We start from the raw sequence: 22,796 nt of genomic DNA, 5'->3' as shown, positions 1-22,796 counted from the left end.
AGTTTAGCGGGGAAATGAATGTTTTTCCAGTAGGGAGACACCCGGCGCACAGCGGCGCCGGGAGAGGAGATTAAATAGAGGTACGGCGGTAGCTGCGGTACTTCGGCTCCCAGAAGTTCTCGTCGATGGATTGCTTCAACGCTTCGGCCGAGGTTTTTGCCGCCAGGCCTTGTTGTTGCGCCATTTTGCCAACGGCAAACGCTATCGCGCGCGAGACTTGCTGAATATCTTTCAGCGCTGGCAGCACCAGCCCTTCGCCATTCAGCAGCAGCGGGGAGTATTCCGCCAGCGTCTCACTTGCCGCCATCAGCATTTCATCGGTAATGCGCGACGCGCCACTGGAGATAACCCCAAGGCCGATCCCAGGGAAGATGTAGGCGTTGTTGCACTGGGCAATCGGGTAGGTTTTGTCTTTCCACTGCACCGGAGAGAATGGGCTGCCGGTGGCAACCAGCGCCATGCCATCTGTCCAGCTAATAATATCCTGCGGTGTCGCTTCGACGCGGGAAGTCGGGTTCGACAGCGGCATAACAATCGGACGCGGGCAGTGTTTGTGCATTTCGCGGATGATCTCTTCCGTGAACAGCCCGGTCTGACCGGAGACGCCGATCAGAATATCCGGCTTCACATTACGCACCACGTCCAGCAGAGAAAGGGCTTCGTTCTGCGTGCCAGTGTCCCAGTTTTGCAGATTTTCGCGTTTTTGCACCAGCTTGCTCTGGAACGGCAGCAAATTGGGCATTTCATCCGTCAGCAGGCCGAAACGGTCAACCATGTAGACCTTCTGGCGGGCATCCGCTTCGCTCAACCCTTCACGTTGGGTCTGGGCAATAATCTGTTCAGCGATACCGCAACCGGCTGAACCCGCACCAAGGAAGACGATTTTCTGCTGGCTAAGCTGGCTGCCTGCCGCGCGGCTGGCGGCGATCAGCGTACCAACAGTCACTGCCGCTGTGCCCTGGATGTCATCGTTAAAGCAGCAGATTTCATCGCGATAACGGTTCAGCAACGGCATGGCATTTTTCTGTGCAAAGTCTTCGAATTGCAACAGCGCGTCCGGCCAGCGTTGTTTCACCGCCTGGATAAATTCATCCACAAAAGCGTAATACTCATCGCCGGTGATACGCGGGTGGCGCGAACCCATATAGAGCGGATCATTAATCAACTGCTGGTTGTTGGTACCGACATCCAGCACCACGGGCAGGGTGTAAGCTGGGCTGATGCCGCCGCAAGAGGTGTAAAGCGACAGCTTGCCAATAGGAATGCCCATACCGCCAATGCCCTGGTCGCCAAGACCGAGGATACGTTCCCCGTCGGTCACCACGATCACCTTGATGTTGTGGTTAGGCACGTTTTGCAGGATGTCGTCCATGCTGGCGCGGTTCTGCCAGGAGATAAACACACCGCGAGCGCGGCGGTAAATATCAGAGAAACGTTCACACGCCCAGCCAACGGTGGGGGTGTAGATCACCGGCATCATCTCCTCGAGATGGTTTTCCACCAGCCGATAGAAGAGGGTTTCATTGGTGTCCTGAATATTGCGGAGATAAATGTGCTTATCGATATCGGTTTTAAAACCCTGATACTGCAACCAGGCGCGTTCGGCTTGTTCTTCAATGGTTTCAACCACTTCTGGCAGCAGGCCAAGCAGGTTGAAGTTGCTGCGCTCTTCCATGCTGAAAGCGCTGCCTTTGTTCAGCAACGGAAATTCCAGCAACACAGGTCCAGCGTAAGGGATATATAACGATCGGTTTTTATTATGCTTTGCATTCATCTTACAGCTCCTTGATCAACTTTCTCCCGTGGGGGTGAGTCACGGGCCGGTACAGCGGCGGGCGAAAGTATAAAGCATCGCTTCAGCAAATACTTCTTGATCGCAGTATTCGTTGATTGAATTTTTAGCAATAACAAGGAGAGGGGGACAAAACACCACCCCGAATGGGGTGGTGAGGGTGGAAAAATCAGCCTGCGCGGCGATGGCGCCCGGAACGGTGAGTGACCACCGTCTCTTCCTGGTTGTCTTTTGTGACAACTTTACGGGTGTTCGACACTTTGTAATCCAGCCCCATTAGATGACGTGCCTGACGGTTCGATTTCATGCTTACTCCTTAATCCAGTTCATGTTTCAAGGACAAGCCCGGCGACTGACCGGGCGAAATTCAATCTCATCATTGCGCGGTACAAAAAACATACCGAACTGTTATCCTCGGACATCACAGCACAAAGTGCAATAAGAAAAGTTACCTTTAGGCTTTATAGCAATAAATATAAAAGCATCCCTAACAGATTTAATTCCTGCACACCATAGGGTTTGCGAGTAAATACTCCGAACAACCTCAATTAAAGTAGAATATTCTTCAGCTTAAGTGCCATCGCGTAGTTACTCAATGGTTACAATAATTAAAGTGATATATTAAGGATGAAACATCATTTCGCTTTTTTGTGTGACGAAAAGTAAAAAAACGAGATTATCTTTAATAATGCGATAGCGACCTCTTTAATCCAAGGCCGTAATATGCTTTTCTTAGCACCAATGGAATAATTAAAAAATATCTTCGTAATGAGAAAGAGGTAATTCCATGGACGTTCGAAATGGTGCGATTTTTATTTCTTTTGATGCTGTTGCTTTTTCAGGTATCACTGTTGAAGCATTCAAAACGGCACAAGAGTTAGTACACAAGGGAATTAAACCTTATCTTGATCTCGGTTACGACATCAAAATAGATAAGGGAAAGTTCAATAAACCATATGAATGGGAGAATGCGATATATAAAGGTGGGTTTACACTTGTCCGAATAAATGACATTACCAGCCTACCTGATTACAACACCCGTTTTATCGAGTACTCACATAATGTATTGATTAGCCAAAAAATATCTGTTTCATCGACGGAACGTGAAAGAATACTGTCTGTTATTGATAAAACTGCGTGCCAACTGGCTAAAAAAATCGTGCGACAGTGGGAGCAACTCAATATCGGCACTGTTTTCGTTGAAAACGGTACGCTTCCGGAAAATATTATTTATACAAAAGCTCTATATATTGCGATCGATGCATATGGAAAACGCTATGATTTAGAGCAATTCGTTACCTGGCGCGACCATGATTTAATGTGGAACAGCGAAAAAACAGTGATGAAGTATGGTGCTTATCCATACCCTTATGCCATCAAACCCATAAAATCTCGCTATATAACGTACTTTACCCTTAATGAGGACTTGAAAGAGAAACTTGAAGAGTGGTGTGACCATGTCGTTGAAATTAAAGTTAAAAAGAACGCTTATAATTTTACCGAGGCGCGAAGCCATAGTGACATGAGACGCAGCCTTGGTATTGGTTGTAATGATATATTGATTGCCCGAACCACGCGTCTTATCCCACAAAAACGGCTTGATCGTGATATTTACCTGGTATCAAGGCTTAACCGACTTTTTCAGCAACACGGTCTTGAGGGGCGAGTATTTCTTGTTATCGCAGGCGATCCCCATGAAGCACCAGAGTGTTATCGTTCGCTGGTTGACCTATCCAGGAAATTACAGACTGAACCGTTCATACATTTTATTGGTTGGTTGCAACATGGTTATATGCCACCGGGCATGAACACCTACACCATTGAAGATTTATATTACTCGTGTGATGTCGTCTCTTTTCTGACGTCGTGGGATTACGACAGTTATGGAAATCCAATCGGTGAAGCGATCAGCCATCGACGCTGTTACATTTCCACACGGTACGAATATTATGACGAAGTCTATGGGCAATATGGATTCTTTGCGCCAATTATGGATATTTCAGCTGAGAAAGATGATTTGCCGGACGATGAGTTTATTCTCAGTGTTTATAAACTCATCACCAACAAAACGTTAATGTCAGAAATGGCTTATCAAAACTTTCTTATTGGTAAGAAAATACTTAGCAGTAAGAGCATTGAGTCTTAATGAATACTCAGGGAGAGTATATATGCGTAACAATGTTTATGTTTCCATTGTTTTACCCGTTTATAACGAGAGCGACAGAATTAATTCCGTGCTTATCTCATTACTTAATCAAAGAACGCGTAACAACATGCTGACGCATGATAACTGGGAGCTAATCGTGGTGGATAATAATTCCACCGATGATTCAGTGGCACAGATACATGATTTTCATCGACTCAATCCGGCAATGGATATTCATATCATTAAGGAAACCACGCAGGGTGTTTCCTCCGCGCGAAAATGCGGAATGGACTACGCATCGCTGCGTTCAAAGGTACGCGACAAACGCCTTGGCGTAGACCGAAAGCACTATATCGTTTCGGCCGATGCGGACTGCACCGTGGACAGTTGGTGGCTGCACACGTTGATTGAAAAAATGATCGAGGAAGCAGGGGACTTAGGCACCTGTAATTACTACTACAACGAAAACGACTTCCGTCTGCGACCGAATCTGTTTGCGGAGATCCAGAAAACGCTGCGCTGCCGCGATGTCTCATTCTCGCTGTTTGGCGGCTTCCCGGATGGCAAAGGTTTTGCCGTTGAGCGCACGATGTACGACAAAGTTGGCGGCATTGAGATTTTTTATCAACTCAATAACGGGCGGTTTGTCGAGCACCTTTCTGACGACTGGGATTTCGGTATCCGGGTGATCGCCGCAGGCGGAAAACCGGTGTATGCCAGAGATTCCCATGTAGAAATCAACAGCCGCCGCGTGGACACCATTCTGCAGGAAGTGATAACCGGTATCGCCTACGGGCAAGATGGCATCATCATCATGAAAGATGTCCGCCCGCAAGGGGGGCAGCAAATCTCGCTGAGCGACACGACACCAGCGCAGTCATTACAGGCCTGGCACTACTCCATCAAAGATTACGTGCCGAAAAACATTGTGCTGCCGGTATTGCTCAACCCGCACCTACTGTTGGATAGCGAGGCCGTACGTGACTTCTTCGGTGCGGTGGTAGCCGATCGTCTGTTCCGGCGCATTGAGGCCATCAAACACGAAACGCGCATTATCGATTTCACGCCCATCCACGCCTATAAAACGCCCGCTTACCGGCTCTATTTCGAGTTTCGCGACGAAATTTTCAGCGCCATGCGCCGCGCAATAGGCGAAGACATTGGTTTTCCACCGCCACTACCAGCCTGTTTTGACGAGGTTAAGGAGAGTGATTTCCAGCGTTTCGTTGGCTATTTCTGTGAGGACCGCGAGTCCGGCATGGCGCATAACTACTTTGCCAACGGGGGCGTATTCTGATGAACAACGCTCTTCTGGACTCATTGAACGATCTCGACCCGCACTACCCGGTGCCGCGCGTGTTCGATTTTCTGGCGGCGCAAGAAAACCGCACCTTACTGGAGTATGTCTACCGGGATCCTTTTGGTTGCCATGTGTTCCCTGGCGACATCAAAGATCATCCGCAGGATGCCTTTTTCCGGGAGATGGAACACGACATCAAACAGGCAACGCAGATCCATCTCTGGGCGTCGATTCCAACGTGTCGCTACCGCTGCCATTTCTGCCAGTTCCCGACCATCATCATTAATCCGCAGAGCGCCCCCTCGCGGGCCGTTTTTCACCGGGTCGTGGATCAAAATATTCAGGAAGCCAAATTGTGGCTGCAAAACGTGCCCGCGCTTGCCCACGCAGAAGTGGGCGAATTTAACGTTTTCGGCGGCACACCGTCGTTGCTGCCGGAAGCGGAACTTCGGCGTCTGATTGCGTTTTACCAGCAGAATTTCAATTTTTCTGCCGCTACGCTGCGCTTTGAAGGGGAACCCGCAACGCTGACAAAATCCTATCTGCAACTGCTCAAAACGCTGGGTTTCAGCAAAATCAGTTTTGGCGTCCAGTCGTTCAATAACCAGCTTATCGAGGCCTGCGGACGTAAACATAGCGCGGAAACCTGTAAAGAGACGATAGCAAACGCGCGCGAAGTCGGTTTCGACTGGATAAGCGTGGATCTAATCTACGGCCTGCCTGGGCAAAGTGTCGATGATGTGAAATTTGATATGGAGAAATGCCGTGAACTGGCGCTTTCTCATGTCGTCTGCACAAAGCTGCATATGGCGGAATTTATGAAACAGCGCACCGGTGTATCGGGGCAGCGCCAGAGCCTGTGGCAAAAAAAAGGAGCGAACAGCGCTTTTCCAGGGCTGGGTAAGCAGTACCAGATGCGTGAACTGATAGAACGCTACTTCGCCGATGATTACATCGAGCATCCCACCATGTATTTCCATCAGCGCACACAGCCTGCGGAGAAGTGGAAAGGGTTGATTACCGACCTTGATAAGCAGTATCCGGAAGTGGCAATTGGCCTTGGCGGCAGTTCGAAATGTAGGCAGTCGGAGGCTATCAACATCACGGATTACAAGCGCTACTCCCAGTCGCTGGAAGAAGGGCGCTTACCCATTGAATCGCAGCGGGGTTTTTCACCCATCCTGCGTGAAGTTAACGCCTTCAAAATGGCGCTCTCTACCCTGCGTCCGGTGAACGATAGCGAATTCCGCCAGCGCTTTGATGGTCGCAGTTTTTTCAACAACCCGGTGATTCACCGCGCGTTAGAGACGTTAACGCAAAAAGCGCTCATCACCGTGAATGGCGATGACGTCACGCTCACGCCAAACGGTGTCACGTTAGTGGAAGCGATCATTAATACCCAATTCACCATGGAGCTTGCACATGAAACACAATGACGCAACAGCACCGGTTTTTAGCCTTTATTACATCGCAATTGACACCGAAGCCGGTGTCACCAATGAACAATTTGAGCAGTTTGTTCGCGAGAAAGGGTGCTTGCTCCCCGGTTATCCCGGCTGGCGCTGGACGTTACTGCGCGGACTGCGGGGAGAGCGCGCCGGGCAATTTCTGATGTTGTATGAAATCGAAAACGCCGGAATGCGCGATCGTTATCAACGCGAGGACGGCAATCTTACCGAGCTGGCGCGTCAGTTCTGGCGCGATCGCCCGCACGCTCAACCATTGTTGCGCGAATGGCAACAACTGGGAACATTCAGCGCGCTACCGACGCTCTACACCGATTATCGGCTGCTGGCGGAGAACAAAAAAAGCACCGTGACGGATGGGCCGCGCTATCGCGAACGGACGGGAGAAGCACCGGAAGCCAGAGTCATTGGCATTCATAACCTGGCGCTACGCCCGGATGTCGAGGCTGCGACCTTCGAGACCTTTATCGCTGAAAATTACCAACGCATTGAAGACTACCCGGACTGGAAATTCCGCTTGCTGAAAGGCGAGCGCGGCAACCGGTTGGATCAATATGTGGTGATGATGGAAATAGCAAGCCTTGCGGCGCTCGATGTCTTTTATCCCGAACCGGATATCGCCACCGACCAGGCAGCCATTTTCGCGAAGGCTCACCGGGACACCAAGCAGATGTATGAGGAGTGGAAACAGCTCGCTTCCTTCTCCGGTTCGCCGCAAATCTACACCGATTATCTGGCCGTGGCCGAAAGCCAGGGCTGCGGGGACGGCAAAGGAGTGTAGGTAATGACAAATCCATTCCCGACAACAAACACCGGGGCACAGCATGCGACGCGCGCGATTTTCTTCATCGCCGGTCTGGCGGTCTCCGCATGGGCACCGCTGATCCCGTTGGTGAAAGCAACGTTGCACGTTGATGATGGCGCGCTCGGTTTGCTGCTGTTTTGTATTGCCGCAGGGTCAATGCTGGCGATGCCGTTCAGTGGCAGTTTAATCAACCGGTTTGGCTGTCGTGCGGTGATCCTCTGCTGCGCACTGGTGTTGTGTCTCGATCTGCCATTGATGTTGCTTATCCATTCCCCGGTCGTGATGGGCGGCGTTCTGCTCTTTTTCGGCGCGGCGAATGGCCTGCTCGATGTGTCAATGAACAGCCAGGCGGTGGTGGTTGAGCGCGAATCCGGGCAGACAAGAATGGCCGGGTTTCATAGCTTTTATAGTCTGGGTTGCATTGCGGGTGCCGGAAGCGTCAGCGTGCTGTTGTGGGCAAATGTCGCGCCGCGACACGGCATTTCGCTGATTGCGCTGCTGATTTTGGTTATCGCGCTGGCCGCATCGAGCCATTTATTAGCCAGACGTCCGCAACAGAGTGGCGCGAAGGGGAGCCTGCTGCGAACGCTGGCGCATCCGGGTGTGCTTTTCATCGCCATTGTCTGTTTTTTTATCTTTCTGATCGAAGGCGCAATGCTGGACTGGTCCGCCGTATTTCTGCACAGCGAACGGCAGATGCCAGCGCAGCAGGCGGGTTTGGGCTTTACGCTCTATTCCATTGCCGTCGCGCTGGGGCGGCTATATGGCGATCGCCTTATTAACACTTATGGCAACGTGCGTGTGCTGATTTTCGGCGGTGTGTGTGCTGCTGCGGGGTTGCTGACCATTGTTTCATTGCATAACGCCATGCTTTCGCTTGCCGGGTTTGTGCTGGTCGGCGCGGGGCTGGCGAACATTGTGCCGGTGCTCTTCTCAGGCGCAGGGAACCAGCCCGGCGTGCCGTCGCACTTTGCGCTTCCTGCCGTCACGTTATTCGGCTATGCGGGGTTGTTAAGCGGCCCGGCGCTGATTGGCGCCATGGCTCAACATTACAGCCTGAGCGCGGTTTTCAGCGCCGGCATTGCGCTCCTGCTGCTGGTTAGCCTGCTGGCGCGCAAAATTATCCACTAATTCACGGACGTGTCCGTGTTATGTCAACGGTACGAAGAAAGGAGTCTTTATGAATAACCCATCCCATGCTGTTTTTAGCGTGCATTACATTGGCCTCAACCTGAAAAAAGGGGTAACGGCGGGAGATTTTGAACACTTCGCCCGCGAGCGCGGCGCGCAGATCCCGGCGTATCCGGGCTGGCGCTGGACGTTGCTTAAAGGTTTGCGCGGCGAGCGAGAAAACGAGTATCTGATGCTGTACGAAGCACCAGATGCGGAGCAGTACGCCCGCTATGTGACGGTCAGTGGAGAACAGACCACCGAAGCGCAACGCTTCTGGCAGCAGCACCCGCAGGCACTGGCGCTGATTGCTGAATGGAAAACCTTTGCAACGTTTGCCGAACTGCCGACCATTTTCACCACCTACTCCCTGGTAGCGGAAAATAGAAATAGCTCCCTGCCGGACGGGCCAAACTACCAGGCCAAAGCCGGGCAAGAAACGGTGTCGCGCGTCGTTGGTTTCCACAATCTCGCGCTGCGCGCGGGCGTACTACCGCAGACCTTCGAAAAATTCATTACCGATAATATCCACCGCGTCGAGGATTACCCTGGCTGGAAATTCCACATGCTGAAAGGTCAGGGCGGTAATCGCCTCGATCAGTACGCGGTGATGCTGGAAATCGAAAGTCTGGCGTCGCTGAACGCCTTTCATCCGGGGCTGGATGTGTCCACGGAAAAATCACTGGCCTTTGTCGCCGCGCATCAGGATACGGAACGCATGTATGACGAGTGGCGCACGCTCGCTTCGTTTTCCGGTGCGCCACAGCTCTACACGGACTATCTGGCGATAGCCGGAAACGCAGGCTAACTCCACTTACTCCTGTCGGGCGGTGGCGGCCATTAAATGGGTCAGATCACCGCCCAGACGGGTGTTTTGCAGCGGGCGCAGGCGCGCAATACGCTGGCGCAGCGCATCATCACAGGTATAAAGCTGGCACCAACCTTCAAGCCAGGCCAGATTGGTCGGGTGCTGTAAAAACGACACATCCTGCGTAACGCCCGTTTTTTGCGCAAACGGCTGCGCATCGGCTAACCCACTAATCACCTGGTCACCCAGACGTCGCAGCGCGTGGTGATTTTCTGCCTTTGGATCGACACCGTTCGCACGGGCGAACAGCGCAATCATCACCAGCGGCTGGATAGCGTAATTGTGGTAAGAAAACGCCCGCTGACGACGGCGCAGTTCGTTGGGTAAAAAACCTTCCTGATCAATTTGCTGCATCGCCGTGCGGTAAATATCCAGCGCGTCAGTAAACAGATCGCGCCGCTGAGTGACTACTGCCGTTGCCATAATGGCCCAGGCCGCCCAGTAGCTGTGGTTATTGACTTTATCCAGCGGTAAATCATGCCACTCATTAACCGTTAAATCGCCCAGTGTACTCAGCCAGCGCTCAATATTTGCCTGCTGGACCGGATACGCGCGCAGCGGATGCTGAGGCGAATATTGCAACTGCAGCCAGGCAGAAGAGAAGGTGGCCAGCGCCCATTTACGCATTGATCTGCCGGTATGGTTTTTCGCATCACCTGTTAACGCGCCCGCGCTGGCCCAGTCCGCCATGGCGTTAACCACACAGGCGACATTCGATGGGTTTCCACTTTGCGCCCAGGCGCTGACCTGGCGGCTGACAAAGCGTTCCATATCGGTAATCGGTTTTGTTTGCTGGCGAAAAGCAGCATCGGCCTCAGGGTTGAGCGTGGCACGCGCGCTGTCGGAGCCTTCATATTTACTGTGAAAGTCCAGCTCGCCAGTAAAAGGGCCAGGTGCAGTGGGGCAGTTAACCGATTTTGCTGTTTGCTGATGGGGTTCAGGCGGTTGCATAAACCCGGCGGGAGGAGAAAGGCTATCAGCGCCATGGGCTGCTGCCGAAAGGATGAAGATCAGCACTGCTCTGAGAAACACCATGCTATGTCCTGTTTTCCGCGACCGGGGAGCAGCACTATAGCATGGTGTTTGGGGCAATCAGCTACCGCCAAAAACATGCACCGCGCGATGCAGGCGGGCGGCGCGTTCAGAGAGATCTTCCGCCGCGCTGGTGACATGTTCCACCATCCCGGTGTTGTTGTGCGTCATGGTGCCGATACGCGAAACGGACTGGTTAATCAGCTCGAGTGCCTGCGTTTGTTCATGGGTGGCGATACCGATCTCTTTGATCATCGCCGACATATTGATCACACTGTCGATCATCGCCGTAAGGTGCGTTTCGGTGTTCGCGACCATCTCAACACCGCTCTTCACGTTAGCCACGTTGTGTTCGATAAGCGTCTGAATTTCACGCGCGGCAGACGCGGAGTGTTGCGCAAGATTACGCACTTCCGCCGCTACCACTGCAAATCCGCGCCCGGACTCACCGGCACGCGCCGCTTCCACCGCCGCGTTCAGCGCCAGAATATTGGTCTGGAATGCGATACTGTCGATGACGCCAATAATGTCGACGATTTTATTATTGTCCGCCGAAACAGCCTGCATCATGGTAATGGTCTTTTTCATCACATCACCGCTTTCCATCGCGCTGGCGCTGGTCTCATCCGCGCGCGTCATCGCTTCTGTTGCGGTTTCCGCCGTTTGCCTGACCGCACTGGCGATCTCTTCAACGGCCGCCGCGGTCTGGTGCAGATCGCCGGAGGTCTCTTCCGTGCGTTGACGCAGGGAGTCGCCTTCGCTGGAAATGCGTCCGCTAATAACGCGAATCCCTTTTATTTGCGCGGAAACATCGCCAACCAGCGAGTTAAGATTTAACCCGGACTGGTTTACCAGGCGCATCAACAAACCGATTTCATCCACGCGGTTAAAATGGTGATAGTCGGCTTTGCGTCCGGATACTACTTTTTGCATTTGTGACAAAACTATTTTCAGCGGGCGTGATATTTGGCTCTGCAAAAAAATGGAAAGCAACCCCAATATAATGACTGTCACACCGGCTTTTTCCGCAGCATTAAATGGAACAAACTGCAATGCCACTAAGAGAGCAGCGGTAATAATCGTGCCCATATTAATGCGTTTTGAAACACTAATCCGCTGAAAAAGTGAGAGGAAAGAAAATAACCCTCGGCGAACCACTAAACCTTTATAAAAACGGAAGCCTTTAAGTTTGTTTTCATTCACCCGATCATAAAGTGCAGCGCTGGCGTCAATTTCTTCACGTTGTGGAATATTCCGCACCGAGATATAACCGGTCAACGCTCCTTGCTGATAAACAGGCGTTACGTTGGCGCGCACCCAGTAGTGATCGCCGTTCTGCCGGCGGTTCTTCACCATCCCGGTCCAGCTATCACCTTGTTGGATGGTAAACCACATATCGCCAAAAGCGGCGGGAGGCATATCGGGATGGCGAATAATATTGTGCGCTTCGCCCATCAACTGGTCTTCGGTAAATCCGCTGGCGTCAATAAATGCCGTATTGGCATAAGTAATATGGCTGTGCGTATTTGTGGTCGACAACAACGTCGCCCCATCGTTAAGCAAATACTCTTTCTGTGTAACAGGAGTGTTACGCTTCATGAAAAACCCCGTAATGTACCGCGATCAATAAATTGCTGACGCGGTAATAGGTGTTTTTATAATTTACCGGCCAGTGAGTTTTTGTTATTACCTGAGCATTCTCCACAAAGTTATCGGCAACGGAAAGTAGCTGCGTTAAATATTTTTTTAGTCATACTTACGACTCAATTTATAAATATTGTTATGATTTTGCGAAAGAAAAATGACGACATAAAAACAAACCAGTTATAAGTACATTCTTAAGTCAAATTAATAGCCGGTGATGCAGTAAAGGCGAATAAATAGACGATCAAAAATAGAAACATTAACATCGCAGGCTAGCATTTTTACTTTGAGATAAAGTCTCAAGTATAAGAAAAGGACAATAACATTATTCTATTTATGGTTATTATCGATGGTGCAGAATATTTATTGCGGGCAGTAGGGCGGCGGAAACCCGCCGCATAACGATTAATGGCTGAGGATTTGGTCGAGGAACTGGCGAGTGCGCGGATGCGCAGGCTGGGTGAAGAACGTTTCCGGCGGCGCAGACTCAACAATGCGTCCGTCGGCCATCAAAATCACGTTATCCGCCACGGTGCGGGCAAAGCCCATTTCGTGAGTCACCACAATCATCGTCATGCCGCTGTCCGCCAGATCCAGCATCACATCCAGCACTTCTTTGATCATTTCCGGGTCCAGCGCCGAGGTTGGCTCGTCAAACAGCATAATCTCCGGTTGCATACAGAGCGCGCGGGCAATCGCCACGCGCTGCTGCTGACCGCCGGAGAGCTGCAGCGGGAACTTATGCGCCTGATTGGCGATCTGCACTTTTTCCAGATAGTGCATCGCCAGCTCCGTTGCCTGCGGGCGGCTCATCTTGCGCACCAGCGTTGGGCCGATTATCAGGTTATCCAGCACGCTTAAATGTGGGAACAGGTTAAATTGCTGAAACAGCATCCCGATGCTCAAACGAATACGATTAATGTTGCGCACGTTGTCGTTCATTTCGATACCGTTCACCAGAATCTGACCTTTCTGGTGCTCTTCCAGCCGGTTAATGCAGCGGATAAGCGTGGATTTGCCGGAACCGGATGGGCCGCAAATCACCACGCGTTCGCCTTTTTTAACGCTGAGCGAGACATCATCCAGCACCTGAAATTTCCCGTACCATTTGCTGACGGAGGTCATTTGAATGATCGCGTCGTGCACGGGGGTAATGGTTTGCATCAGGATACTCCTTCAGGGTTGCGGCGTTCATCGATACGCCCTTCGACCCACACCGCATAACGGGAAAGCGAAAAGCCAAACAGTAAATACAGGCAGGCGATAAAAACGTAGGTTTCGATGTAGTAGCGACGCCATACGGGATCCTGCATCACTGCGGTGGTGGCCGTCAGCACATCGAACAAGCCGATAATGATCACGAATGATGAGTTCTTCATCGCCGCAATAATATGGTTGGTCACTGCCGGCAGACAGATGCGCAGCGCCTGCGGCAACACAATTTTGGTGGTGGTATGCCAGTAGCCCAGATTCAGCACCGCCGCCGCTTCATACTGGCCGCGCGGCACGGCCTGCAAACCGCCACGGATCACTTCAGCCTGGTAGCAGGCAAAGAACAGAGCGATACCAATAATCACCCGCAGCAGCTTGTTGACTTCCATCCCGGCCGGCAAAAACAGCGGAAAGACGTTCACGGCGACAAACAAGATCGTGATCAACGGCACGCCGCGTAACCCTTCAATAAACACTACCGACAAACCGCGCAAAAACGGCAGCGGGGAGCGGCGGCCCAGTGCCAGCACCACCGACACCGGCATGCCGATAATCACCGTGCCGGAAAAGAGCAGCAGCGTTAGCGGCAAACCACCCCAGTCCGCAGAAGAGACAGCAGGCAGCCCGAATACGCCACCGCTCATCAGCACCGACATGACAACCAGCGAAACTATCCATAGTGGCCACAACAGACGCGAGTGCCAGCACATTGGCGACAGAGAAAGACCAACGGTGACAAACCACACCAGCACCGCCAGCGCGGCACGCCACTGCTCATCATAGGGATAGAGCCCAAAGAGGATCGGGCGATATTTCTCACCTATCACTGCCCAGCAGGCGCCGGCCGCCGCCCGGCATTGCTCTGCCGTACCACTAAAACCAACTGCATCAATCACCGCCCAGCGCAGGATCGTTGCCCCTACCAGCGCCAGCACAATAAACAACAGCAGCGTCAACACGCTTTGCGCAATGCTGCTAAACAAATGGCGACGCAGCCAAAAAACCACAGAGTTTTGCATAACGGTTCCTTAGCGCTCTTTAATCGCGACGTAGCGGTTAAACAGGTTCATCAACAGCGACGTGGTACCGCTAATGACCAGGTAGACCACCATCATAATGGCAATAGCTTCCAGTGCCTGGCCGGTCTGGCTCATCATGGTGTTACTGATATTCGCCAGTTCCGGATAACCAATTACCACGGCTATTGAACTGTTTTTCGCCAGGCTCACATACTTGCTTGCCAGGGGCGGCACCATCACCCGCATCGCCTGTGGAATAACGACATGGCGCATGACATGCCACGATGAAAACGACAGCGCCCGCGCCGCTTCAAGCTGCCCCTTTGGCACGGACTGAATGCCTGCGCGAACAATTTCGGCGATATAGGCAGACGAGTAGAGCGAGATCCCCAGCAACAATGCGGTAAATTCCGGGCTGATGGTAAACCCGCCGCGAAAGTTAAACCCCCGCAGTTCCGGGCTGTTCAGCGCATGAGGCGCCCCGGCCAACCACCACACCAGCAGCGGCAGGGCGATAATCAGCGCGAGGCGAATACGCCCTGTTGGCAGTACTTTGCTGTGTCGCTCGCGCCAGTAACGTGCCAGAAATGAAACGAACAGGCTTAACACACAGCCAATCAGCAGCGCCAGCAACGTCCATAGCCAGCCGCTGTGCGCCGCCGGAACACTGAACGTTAACCCCCGGTTGGTGAGAAAACCGCCCGGCAGTTCTATCGCCTGGCGCGGCGCGGGCAGGTTGCGGATCACCATTGACCAGAAGATCACATGCAGGATCACCGGGACATTGCGCAGCAGCTCCACGTAAGTGACGCACACTTTCATCAATAACCAGTTTTTGGAAACCCGGCCAATACCGACCAAAAATCCGAGCAGTGTCGCCAGCACAATGCCGCACAGCGTCACATAAAGTGTGTTCAGAAACCCAACCACCAGCGCGCGAGTGTAGGTGTCGTTCGCGGTGTAGGGAATTAATGTTTCCCCGATGGCGAACTGCGCAGGCTGGTGCAGAAAACCGAAACCGGTCGAGATACGTTGTGCATGCAGGTTTTCCACCACGTTGCTATAAAGCCAGTAGCCAAAACCCACAAGCAGCGCCGCCAGCAACAGCTGGTAGCAGGCGCTGCGCACGGACTTACTGCCAAAAAAGGTGAAAAGGCGAAACGCGGTGGCCTCGCGCGTCGCTTCAGACGCCAGAACACCGGAGTTGTCAGACTGTTTCATCATTAAAATTACGACTGTGGCAGGAGTGGAGAAGGGCCGCCCCGCAAGACGGAGGCGGCCCGGCGATTAACGGATCGGCAGACCGTAAAGCAGGCCACCTTTGTTCCATTGATTATTCAAATCGCGATCCAGCGGTTCAGCGCTTTTCGGGCCAAAGTGGCGGTTGTAAATATCGCCATAGTTGCCCACCTGTTTCACGATGTTGTACACCCATTTGTCATCCAGCCCCAGTTTCTGACCGAAGCCGCCGGTGACACCCAGCAGGCCCTGGACATCCGGATCGGTGGATTTCAGTTTTTCATCGACATTGCTCTGGTTAACATCCATCTCTTCGGCATCGAAGGTGGCATAAACCACCCATTTCACAATGTCATACCACTGGTTGTCGCCTTTGCGCACCGCCATCGCCAGCGGCTCTTTGGAGTACATACCCGGCAGGATCACATGATCCTGCGGTTTGTCGGTATCGAACGCCAGGATGCCGGGCAGCGCCACTTTATCGCGGGCGATCACATCACAGCGACCGGCGAGGTAGGCCGCAACGTACTCTTTGTTGTTTTCAATAACCACTGGCGTGTAGTGAATATTGCGCGAGCCAAAAATCTGCGCGACGTTACGTTCGGTACTGCTTGGCGTGACACAAACGGTTGCGCCGTCGAGATCTTCAAGTTTTTTCACGCCGCTGTTGGCGCGCACCATAAAGCCGGTGCCGGTGTAAAAGTTAGGCGGAGCAAAACTGATGCCGAGCGACACGTCATTGGTCAGCGTGGCGGTGGTATTGCGTGACAGCACGTCTACTTCGCCAGACTGCAGCGCCATAAAGCGTTGTGCGGTAGAGAGCGGGGTGAAGCGCACTTTCGACGCGTCGCCCAGCACCGCGGTTGCCAGCGCACGGCAGAAATCAACATCGAGACCTTCCCACTGGCCTTTGCTGTTGATCGCGGCAAAACCGTGACGGGCAGGGTGAACGCCACACACCAGTTCACCACGCGCTTTGATTTTTTTCACGGTATCGCCATTAACAGCAGGCGCATTTTCCGCCTGGGCAGGCGCAAGGAAGCTGCCAAGCGCCAGCAGCAAGGCTGAGGCGGCAAGGTGAGATTTTTTGAGCATGACCGATCCTTTTTAAAAGTTGCTATCCGATTAATTAACTGTATTTATTACTGATTTCACTAACATATCCGTTTGTACACACATGTTCCTCATCCATGACCTCTTTAGCAAAGAACGAATTCAGTAAAGCATATCCAGAAACTGACGAACGAATTATTGCAACCATCCCTGCACACCCTGCCACAGCAACTGCGCGCTGAGCAGGATCATGGTAATGCGAAACAGTATGCGGAATAGCCGCTCCGGTACGTTATCCAGCACCCGCGTTCCCAGCCAGGTGCCCAGCGCGCCGCCGATAATCATTGCCGCCAGTACGGGTAACCAGTTGGCCCAGGCAAAGCCCATCAGCCCAAAAGCGAGGATCTTTAACCCGTGTTGCAACACCATGCAGGTTGCATGCGTGGCAATCAGCGGCTGGCGTTTAAGCCCTTGCGAACTGATAAGCCCGGCGACCATCGGCCCGGTTGCGCCAACAATCATCGTCCCCAGACTACTCACCGCGCCGCCAAGAATAAACAACGGACGGCTCAGCGGTTTCTGCTCCCCGCGTTTACGCAGCACCGACCAGAGAATAAACAATCCCAGCGCAATGCGGGCGATGCTGTCCGGGATCACCGCGGCAACCGGTGCGCCAACGGCAATGCCGACCGCGCTACCCAGTAAAAACCACAGCACCAGCGGCCACACCACATGAACACGTTGAATCAGCGTCCGGCTGAAGTTGGAGCCAAGCTGCACCATACCGTGTACCGGCATCAGGCTACTTACCGGCATCCCCAGCCCCATAATCGCCAGCAGCGCCGTGCCGCCGCCGAGGCCCATGGCGGCCGTCAGCGCCGATGTCAGAAAACTGCAAAACACCATCACCCCGGCAAATAACGGGGAAATTTCCGGCGGAATCAACGTCAGTGTCATGCTTACATCCGTTTAACGAAAATCATCCTGCAGCAGGCGATGATACAGCGCTTGTGCCTCTGCCGCTGGCAGAATACGGCTGGCGCAATCAAGAAATTTCTGTTCAATCAAGTTATCCGGCAGTGGGATTGCCGGGCTGGAACCTCGCGCACCGGCGACCCGCAAGGCAAACTGTCGCCCGTCGACGGTCGTCAGCATGACGAAGGCGCTGTGTGTAATCTCTTCGTCATGGCGCTCAAGCGTCACTTTCTGCATTAAGGTCTGTGTCGCCGGATCCTGAAAACGCGCGTCGTCGATAAAATCATCCAGCGTCAGGGTGCCGGTGACAAACGCACGCGCCACGCAATAATGCAGGCTGAATTTACCCGCCAGCGGGTTTTCCGGTTGCGGAATATTGATATGCGGGAAGCGGATCGGGTGAACTTTCACCTCGATATGTTCAATCTCATGCGGCTGCAACCCGGTTTCCTCACGCAGCGCCAGCACGCCATCCAGCGGCGACAAAATAGCGTAACAGCATGGGAAGTATTTGTAATTGTTACTCTTCACGGTATCGAGAATAAACGGCGTTGCATCCCAGTTTTCTGTTAACGGTAAAGGGTCGACATTCGCCTGGCCGTTATAGACGTGGAAATACCCCTGATGATGCTCAAACGCGGTGGGGCCTGCGCTAAAACCCTCTTTTGCCAGTTTGCAGGCCATCACCGCGCTGCGCGCCGCCTGACCGACCGCCAGGGCTTTGGTTTCCGTACCGAAGTTCGATTTAATGCCGCTGGCGAGTGAAGCGGTCATGGCCAGCGCCGTTGCGGTTTGCTCTTCATTAAGATTGAGTGCCACCGCACAGGCCGCCACACCGGCGAAAACGCCGACCGTGGTGGTCGGATGCCAGCCATGACGGTACTGAAACGGGCTCACGGCTTTACCCATGCGCACGGCGGTTTCATAGCCGGTAATATAAGCGCGTAATACTGCTTCGCCATTAATATCCAGCTCATCCGCCAGCGCCAGCAGCGCGGGCAAAACGGCGACAGAAATATGGCCGTGCAGCCAGGAGTTGGAATCATCAAAATCAAGCAGGTGCGAAGAGACGCCATTTAACAGGGCGGCATCCAGCGCGTTCAACGTGAGATCGGTGCCGAACACGCGACTTCTGCCGGTCGCGGCAGAAGGGACGATTACCGCGCGCAGTTTGCGCGAGCCATCCTGCACACCGCCAGCAAGCGTCACGCCTAACGTATCGATTATCGCGGTACGCGCCAGGGCGTACGCGGCCTGCGGGAAAGCCTGCCGGGAGAACGCCAGTAAATTACCGGCAAGTTGTCGGGCAATGGTCATGAACAGATTTCCTGTACAAAAAAAGAATTAGTGGTCGCCGGCAAGTAACCCGGTGATGCGCGCCAGTGAACCCGGGCGCTCAAAGTGTAGGGCGGCGTCATATAACTGTGCGCTTCGCGCCGCGCCAAGAACAGGAACGGTGAGGGCGTCAAATTTAGCGCGCAACTCGTCATCGCTCAGTGGATTTTGCGCGTGTCCGCGATAGACATCCGTATGCGCATGCAACACGCTGCCATCATCCAGCCAGACATCAATAAAGGCGGAACTGGCGGACTGCCCCTCAACCGCTTCCACTTCCAGCAGCGGCAGCAGCGCGCGCGGGCGCGGATCATCAACCGTCGCCTGAGTGAAATCAGTATCTGTCAGCGCGTAGCCGCTTAAGGCGAGGGTGATACAGTGAGGAATGCTGAATTTACTCTCCAGCGGCGTACGCGGATCCATGATTCCTGCGTTAACCATTCCCATCGGATGCACTTTTGCCGAAATTCGGGTGATAGTGCGCCCCTGCAATTGTGGGTAAAGTTTACGTGCGGTTTCAATGGAAGCATGCGTACCACGGCAGCTGGCATATAGCTTGTAACCGTTGGTGAGTAATTCCCAGCTTTCGCCGAAATCAAGCGGGGGAATTTCCGCGCTGCCGTCCTGGATAAAGATTTTTACCCAGCCGTCAGCTTCATAAAAATGGTGGGCACCGACAAAATTTTCTGCGGCCAGTTCAGCCGCCAGAATACCGTCCATTGCCGCTTTCCCGGCATGGAATGGTTTTCCGTGAGTGCCAGAAGATTTCTGCAAACCGCCCATCATGGTTGCCGCCGCGCCCAGCGCGTTGCGAACTTGTTCTTCGGAAAGTTGCAAAATCGCCGCAGCAACGGCTGCCGCGCCGGCGCGACCGACAACAGAAGTAGGGTGGAAACCACGACGTTGCAGGTTACGTCCAACGCCCGGAACCCAGCCGCCGCCCAGTTTCGCCATCACTTCAAAACCGGTGATGAAGGCCAGCAGAACGTGTTCCTCTGCAACCGGATGCGCCTGCGCCATTGCCAGCGCCGTTGACCAGCACGGGCCGCCGGGATGACCCGCGCCTGCAGGATGCGTGTCGTCGTAATCGGCTGCATGCGCCATGGTGGCGTTCACTAATGCGGCAAGAGCAGGGGTGGTAGTGGTAGACAGGAAAATTTGCGCATCACCGGCGGCGTTCCATTTTTTCGCCACCTGGCGAACCGCGTTAACGGCATCGTCATTAACGGCGCCGAGCGCTACGCCGAGATAATCAATTAATGCGCGTTTGGCTTCGTGCCGTACGGCGGGTGGCACAACGAGTTGATTAGCATGGCTGATAAAATGGCTTAGCTGTTCTCCACGGGTTAATGCAGTTTCTGCTTTCGTTGTCATGGTAAAACAAGTTTTCCCTGGTGTTGACTTGCAAATACGGTGTTGGCTAACAAAATAAAAAGCAAATATTCGTTTTGTGTTTAATTGGATTCATTTGTATACAATGAACTTAAAATAAACATAGCAGCGATTTCGTAAACGTCAAAAGATGTTTTTTAAATAAGCAAAGAATAAAAAATGCAAAAGCGTCCCCGTTACTGTGGCAAGATGAGCGACGGCAGGGTGCAGACTTTGCAAAGCCATCATCAGTACATACGAAAGGAGCTAAAACGTGAAATCGACGGGTCGCGATGCGGGCTTAACGCCGTTTGAAATTCTTATTTCCGCCATTGAAGCGGGGGAGTTGCTGCCGGGAGAGCGTTTACAGGAGACACGGCTGGCAGAGCAGTTCGGTCTTAGCCGAACGCCGATACGTGAAGCGCTTCACCGCCTGGAAACGCTTGGGCTTGCCGAACCGGGACCGCAACGCGGGTTGATCATCGCCCATATCAGTTACGAGCGTTTGCGTCAGTTGTTCGATGTACGTGAAGGGCTTGAGCGGCTGGCGATGGCGCTGGCAGTCAATGCCGCCTCTGACGCGGAAATCGCACTGCTACAGGAGATGGTTCACGCCGAAGCCTCACTCACCGACAGCAAAGCACTGCACGACCACAACCGCATGTTCCACCGCCAAATCTACCGCGCAACACATAATCCCTATCTCAATGAAATGCTCGACAATTTACGCATCCATTTGTCGTTATTGCGCAGCACCACCTACGAACTGAAAGAGCGTACCGAAGAGTCCAAACGCGAACACCAGGCCATTGTTGATGCGCTGGCGCGCCGTGACAGTGCCGCAGCGCAGGAAATCGCCTGTGAGCATATTCGTCACGGCTATCGCGCACGTTTGACCATTTTAAGCCAGCGAGAACGCTAACAGAATGCCCCTTATTTGACGGACGGAAATCCTCGACCGCTGATAGACTCCGAAATGGCGTAATTTTAATCGGGCTTTCTGTGGGCATTCTGAGGGTAGCATTTCGTGTTAGCGACTTTGATTTACCGTAGCCGACTGAATCGAACATTGGATCCCTCTCAACTGGCAGGCCTTGTCGAACGAGCAAGCCTTCGCAACGCGCAATTGCAGGTAACGGGAATTTTACTGTTCGACGGCGAGCATTTTTTACAGGTTCTTGAGGGACCGCTGGCATCGGTTAACGCGGTGTATGAGCTGATTGGCAAAGATCCCCGTCACGGTAACGTGGTCGAGCTGCTGCGTGATTTCGCGCCGCGCCGCCGCTTTGTTGACCGAGGGATGGTGTTGTTCGACCTGCGAGTGATGAGACCCGCCGTCGTGCTACGCGCGATCCTCCGCTTTGGCACACTGAAATATAAAGTGGCCAGCAATGATCGGGTCTACAAATTTATTCGCACCTTTATCGCCTCGCCCAACACCAATGGCGGGGTGCGCAACACATCGCCCGAACAGTGGCGTTTCGCCATCAGAACATCGCCTTTCGCCAGTGATACCCCTGTATTTCACGAGCAGCCGTGCCAGTTTGCCTTTCAGCCCATCATCGAACCATTACGCGGCAATATTTCGTCACTGGAAGCCCTGATCCGTGGGCCGGACGGCGGCAGCCCGCAGGAATATTTCTCAACGATTGCGCCAAACAAGCTGCATGAAGCTGACCTGGCATCAAAAGGCTGGGCGCTGGCAACGGCGCGTCGCCTGGGCATTGGGAATCACAAAGTCGCCATTAATTTACTGCCAATGTCGCTGGTCAAAATCCCCGGTGCAGTGGACATTTTGCTTAATCACATCACCCGTAACCATCTGAATCCTGGGCAGATTATCGTCGAAGTGACAGAAGATGAAGTGATTTCTGGCTACGAAGAGTTCACCTGGGCCATTCGCCAGCTGCGCGCCGCCGGAATTGGCCTTGCCATTGACGACTTTGGTTCCGGTTTTGCCGGGCTATCATTGCTGGCGAAATTCCAGCCAGATAAACTCAAAATCGACCGTACCATCGTCACTGACATTCATCTGCACGGCCCGAAACAGGCGATTGTGAAAGCGATTATCGATTGCTGCGCCGAACTGCAAATTACCGTCGTTGCCGAAGGGGTTGAAAAGGTGGAAGAGTGGTGCTGGCTGGAGGCCGTTGGCATTCAGCGTTTCCAGGGGTTCTTGTTTGCACGCCCGGTGATTAATGGTGTCTCGGCAATTAACTGGCCACAGCGAATCCTTCACAAACTCTAATCTTTCCGGCAAACCTCACTGATAAGGAGAATCCGCATGGGATTCTCCTTTTTGCGTGCTGCCGTGCGTATTACGCGAGAAATAGCGCAAACTCCAGCGTTATTTGGCTTATAAATCATCG

General features: G+C 53.1%; 19 protein-coding genes. 8 read left to right on the top strand and 11 right to left on the bottom strand.

Features of this window, described 5'->3' with window-relative positions:
- Window positions 1-70: 70 nt before the first annotated feature.
- Together ACFX4O_RS07095 and sra are read right to left on the bottom strand one after the other, a co-directional pair.
- Window positions 71-1,774, bottom strand: coding sequence for an NAD-dependent malic enzyme (locus tag ACFX4O_RS07095; protein WP_131410202.1), 1,704 nt, complete (start codon window positions 1,772-1,774; stop codon window positions 71-73).
- Window positions 1,775-1,961: 187 nt separating this feature from the next.
- Window positions 1,962-2,099, bottom strand: coding sequence for a stationary-phase-induced ribosome-associated protein (sra, locus tag ACFX4O_RS07090; protein ID WP_016496058.1), 138 nt, complete (start codon window positions 2,097-2,099; stop codon window positions 1,962-1,964).
- Window positions 2,100-2,579: 480 nt separating this feature from the next.
- Between sra and ACFX4O_RS07085 the strand changes: the two genes are divergently transcribed.
- From ACFX4O_RS07085 to ACFX4O_RS07060, 6 genes are read left to right on the top strand one after another with little or no spacing between them, the layout of a single operon-like run.
- Entirely contained in the window at window positions 2,580-3,938 is a 1,359-nt protein-coding gene (locus ACFX4O_RS07085; RefSeq protein ID WP_380207885.1) for a glycosyl transferase family 2, read from the top strand.
- A 22-nt stretch (window positions 3,939-3,960) separates the two neighbouring features.
- Window positions 3,961-5,235 carry a glycosyltransferase family 2 protein gene (locus tag ACFX4O_RS07080; protein WP_380207884.1) on the top strand — a complete coding sequence of 425 codons (1,275 nt, stop codon included), beginning with the start codon at window positions 3,961-3,963 and terminating at the stop codon, window positions 5,233-5,235.
- Entirely contained in the window at window positions 5,235-6,674 is a 1,440-nt protein-coding gene (locus ACFX4O_RS07075) for a radical SAM protein (RefSeq protein ID WP_380207883.1), read from the top strand. The genes ACFX4O_RS07080 and ACFX4O_RS07075 overlap by 1 nt, the downstream gene beginning before the upstream one ends.
- Window positions 6,661-7,485, top strand: a complete 825-nt coding sequence (locus ACFX4O_RS07070; RefSeq protein ID WP_380207882.1) for a hypothetical protein — start codon at window positions 6,661-6,663, stop codon at window positions 7,483-7,485. Before ACFX4O_RS07075 ends, ACFX4O_RS07070 begins: the two co-directional genes overlap by 14 nt.
- Window positions 7,486-7,488: 3 nt before the next feature.
- Window positions 7,489-8,640 (top strand): MFS transporter, encoded by a 1,152-nt coding sequence (locus tag ACFX4O_RS07065; RefSeq protein ID WP_380207881.1) that lies wholly within the window; start codon window positions 7,489-7,491, stop codon window positions 8,638-8,640.
- Between the two features lie 49 nt (window positions 8,641-8,689).
- Window positions 8,690-9,487 carry a hypothetical protein gene (locus ACFX4O_RS07060; protein ID WP_380207880.1) on the top strand — a complete coding sequence of 266 codons (798 nt, stop codon included), beginning with the start codon at window positions 8,690-8,692 and terminating at the stop codon, window positions 9,485-9,487.
- Between the two features lie 6 nt (window positions 9,488-9,493).
- On the opposite strand, the gene ACFX4O_RS07055 is transcribed toward ACFX4O_RS07060, so the two are convergent.
- From ACFX4O_RS07055 to ACFX4O_RS07015, 9 genes are all read right to left on the bottom strand, one after another.
- Complete coding sequence (locus tag ACFX4O_RS07055) at window positions 9,494-10,582, bottom strand: mannuronate-specific alginate lyase (protein WP_380207879.1); 1,089 nt, start codon at window positions 10,580-10,582, stop codon at window positions 9,494-9,496.
- 57 nt (window positions 10,583-10,639) lie between these two features.
- The gene (locus tag ACFX4O_RS07050; protein WP_380207878.1) at window positions 10,640-12,178 is read right to left on the bottom strand and encodes a methyl-accepting chemotaxis protein; all 1,539 of its coding nucleotides are present in this window, start codon (window positions 12,176-12,178) and stop codon (window positions 10,640-10,642) included.
- Window positions 12,179-12,628: 450 nt separating this feature from the next.
- A complete protein-coding gene (locus tag ACFX4O_RS07045; RefSeq protein ID WP_380207877.1) occupies window positions 12,629-13,387 on the bottom strand; it encodes an amino acid ABC transporter ATP-binding protein in 759 nt (252 codons plus the stop codon).
- A complete protein-coding gene (locus ACFX4O_RS07040; RefSeq protein ID WP_380207876.1) occupies window positions 13,387-14,454 on the bottom strand; it encodes an amino acid ABC transporter permease in 1,068 nt (355 codons plus the stop codon). The genes ACFX4O_RS07045 and ACFX4O_RS07040 overlap by 1 nt, the downstream gene beginning before the upstream one ends.
- 9 nt (window positions 14,455-14,463) lie before the next feature.
- On the bottom strand, window positions 14,464-15,678 hold the full coding sequence (locus ACFX4O_RS07035; RefSeq protein WP_380207875.1) for an amino acid ABC transporter permease: 1,215 nt from the start codon (window positions 15,676-15,678) through the stop codon (window positions 14,464-14,466).
- 63 nt (window positions 15,679-15,741) lie between these two features.
- Window positions 15,742-16,788: an amino acid ABC transporter substrate-binding protein gene (locus ACFX4O_RS07030; RefSeq protein ID WP_017456806.1), complete on the bottom strand. Its 1,047-nt coding sequence runs from the start codon at window positions 16,786-16,788 to the stop codon at window positions 15,742-15,744.
- Window positions 16,789-16,941: 153 nt separating this feature from the next.
- Window positions 16,942-17,703 carry a sulfite exporter TauE/SafE family protein gene (locus tag ACFX4O_RS07025; protein WP_380207874.1) on the bottom strand — a complete coding sequence of 254 codons (762 nt, stop codon included), beginning with the start codon at window positions 17,701-17,703 and terminating at the stop codon, window positions 16,942-16,944.
- Between the two features lie 12 nt (window positions 17,704-17,715).
- Window positions 17,716-19,038 (bottom strand): MmgE/PrpD family protein, encoded by a 1,323-nt coding sequence (locus tag ACFX4O_RS07020; protein WP_380207873.1) that lies wholly within the window; start codon window positions 19,036-19,038, stop codon window positions 17,716-17,718.
- A 27-nt stretch (window positions 19,039-19,065) separates the two neighbouring features.
- Window positions 19,066-20,430 (bottom strand): MmgE/PrpD family protein, encoded by a 1,365-nt coding sequence (locus ACFX4O_RS07015; protein ID WP_131410176.1) that lies wholly within the window; start codon window positions 20,428-20,430, stop codon window positions 19,066-19,068.
- Window positions 20,431-20,701: 271 nt separating this feature from the next.
- Here ACFX4O_RS07015 and ACFX4O_RS07010 point away from each other — a divergent pair, with 271 nt between their 5' ends.
- Together ACFX4O_RS07010 and ACFX4O_RS07005 are read left to right on the top strand one after the other, a co-directional pair.
- Complete coding sequence (locus ACFX4O_RS07010) at window positions 20,702-21,349, top strand: GntR family transcriptional regulator (RefSeq protein ID WP_016496072.1); 648 nt, start codon at window positions 20,702-20,704, stop codon at window positions 21,347-21,349.
- Between the two features lie 105 nt (window positions 21,350-21,454).
- Window positions 21,455-22,675: a diguanylate phosphodiesterase gene (locus ACFX4O_RS07005; RefSeq protein ID WP_380207872.1), complete on the top strand. Its 1,221-nt coding sequence runs from the start codon at window positions 21,455-21,457 to the stop codon at window positions 22,673-22,675.
- Window positions 22,676-22,796: the final 121 nt, after the last annotated feature.

Origin of the sequence: Kosakonia sp. YIM B13571 (assembly GCF_042788095.1) — a bacterium.
Lineage (GTDB): Bacteria > Pseudomonadota > Gammaproteobacteria > Enterobacterales > Enterobacteriaceae > Kosakonia > Kosakonia quasisacchari.
Note: the sequence above shows the minus strand (reverse complement) of the source record. Positions and strands in the feature narration are given on the sequence as shown.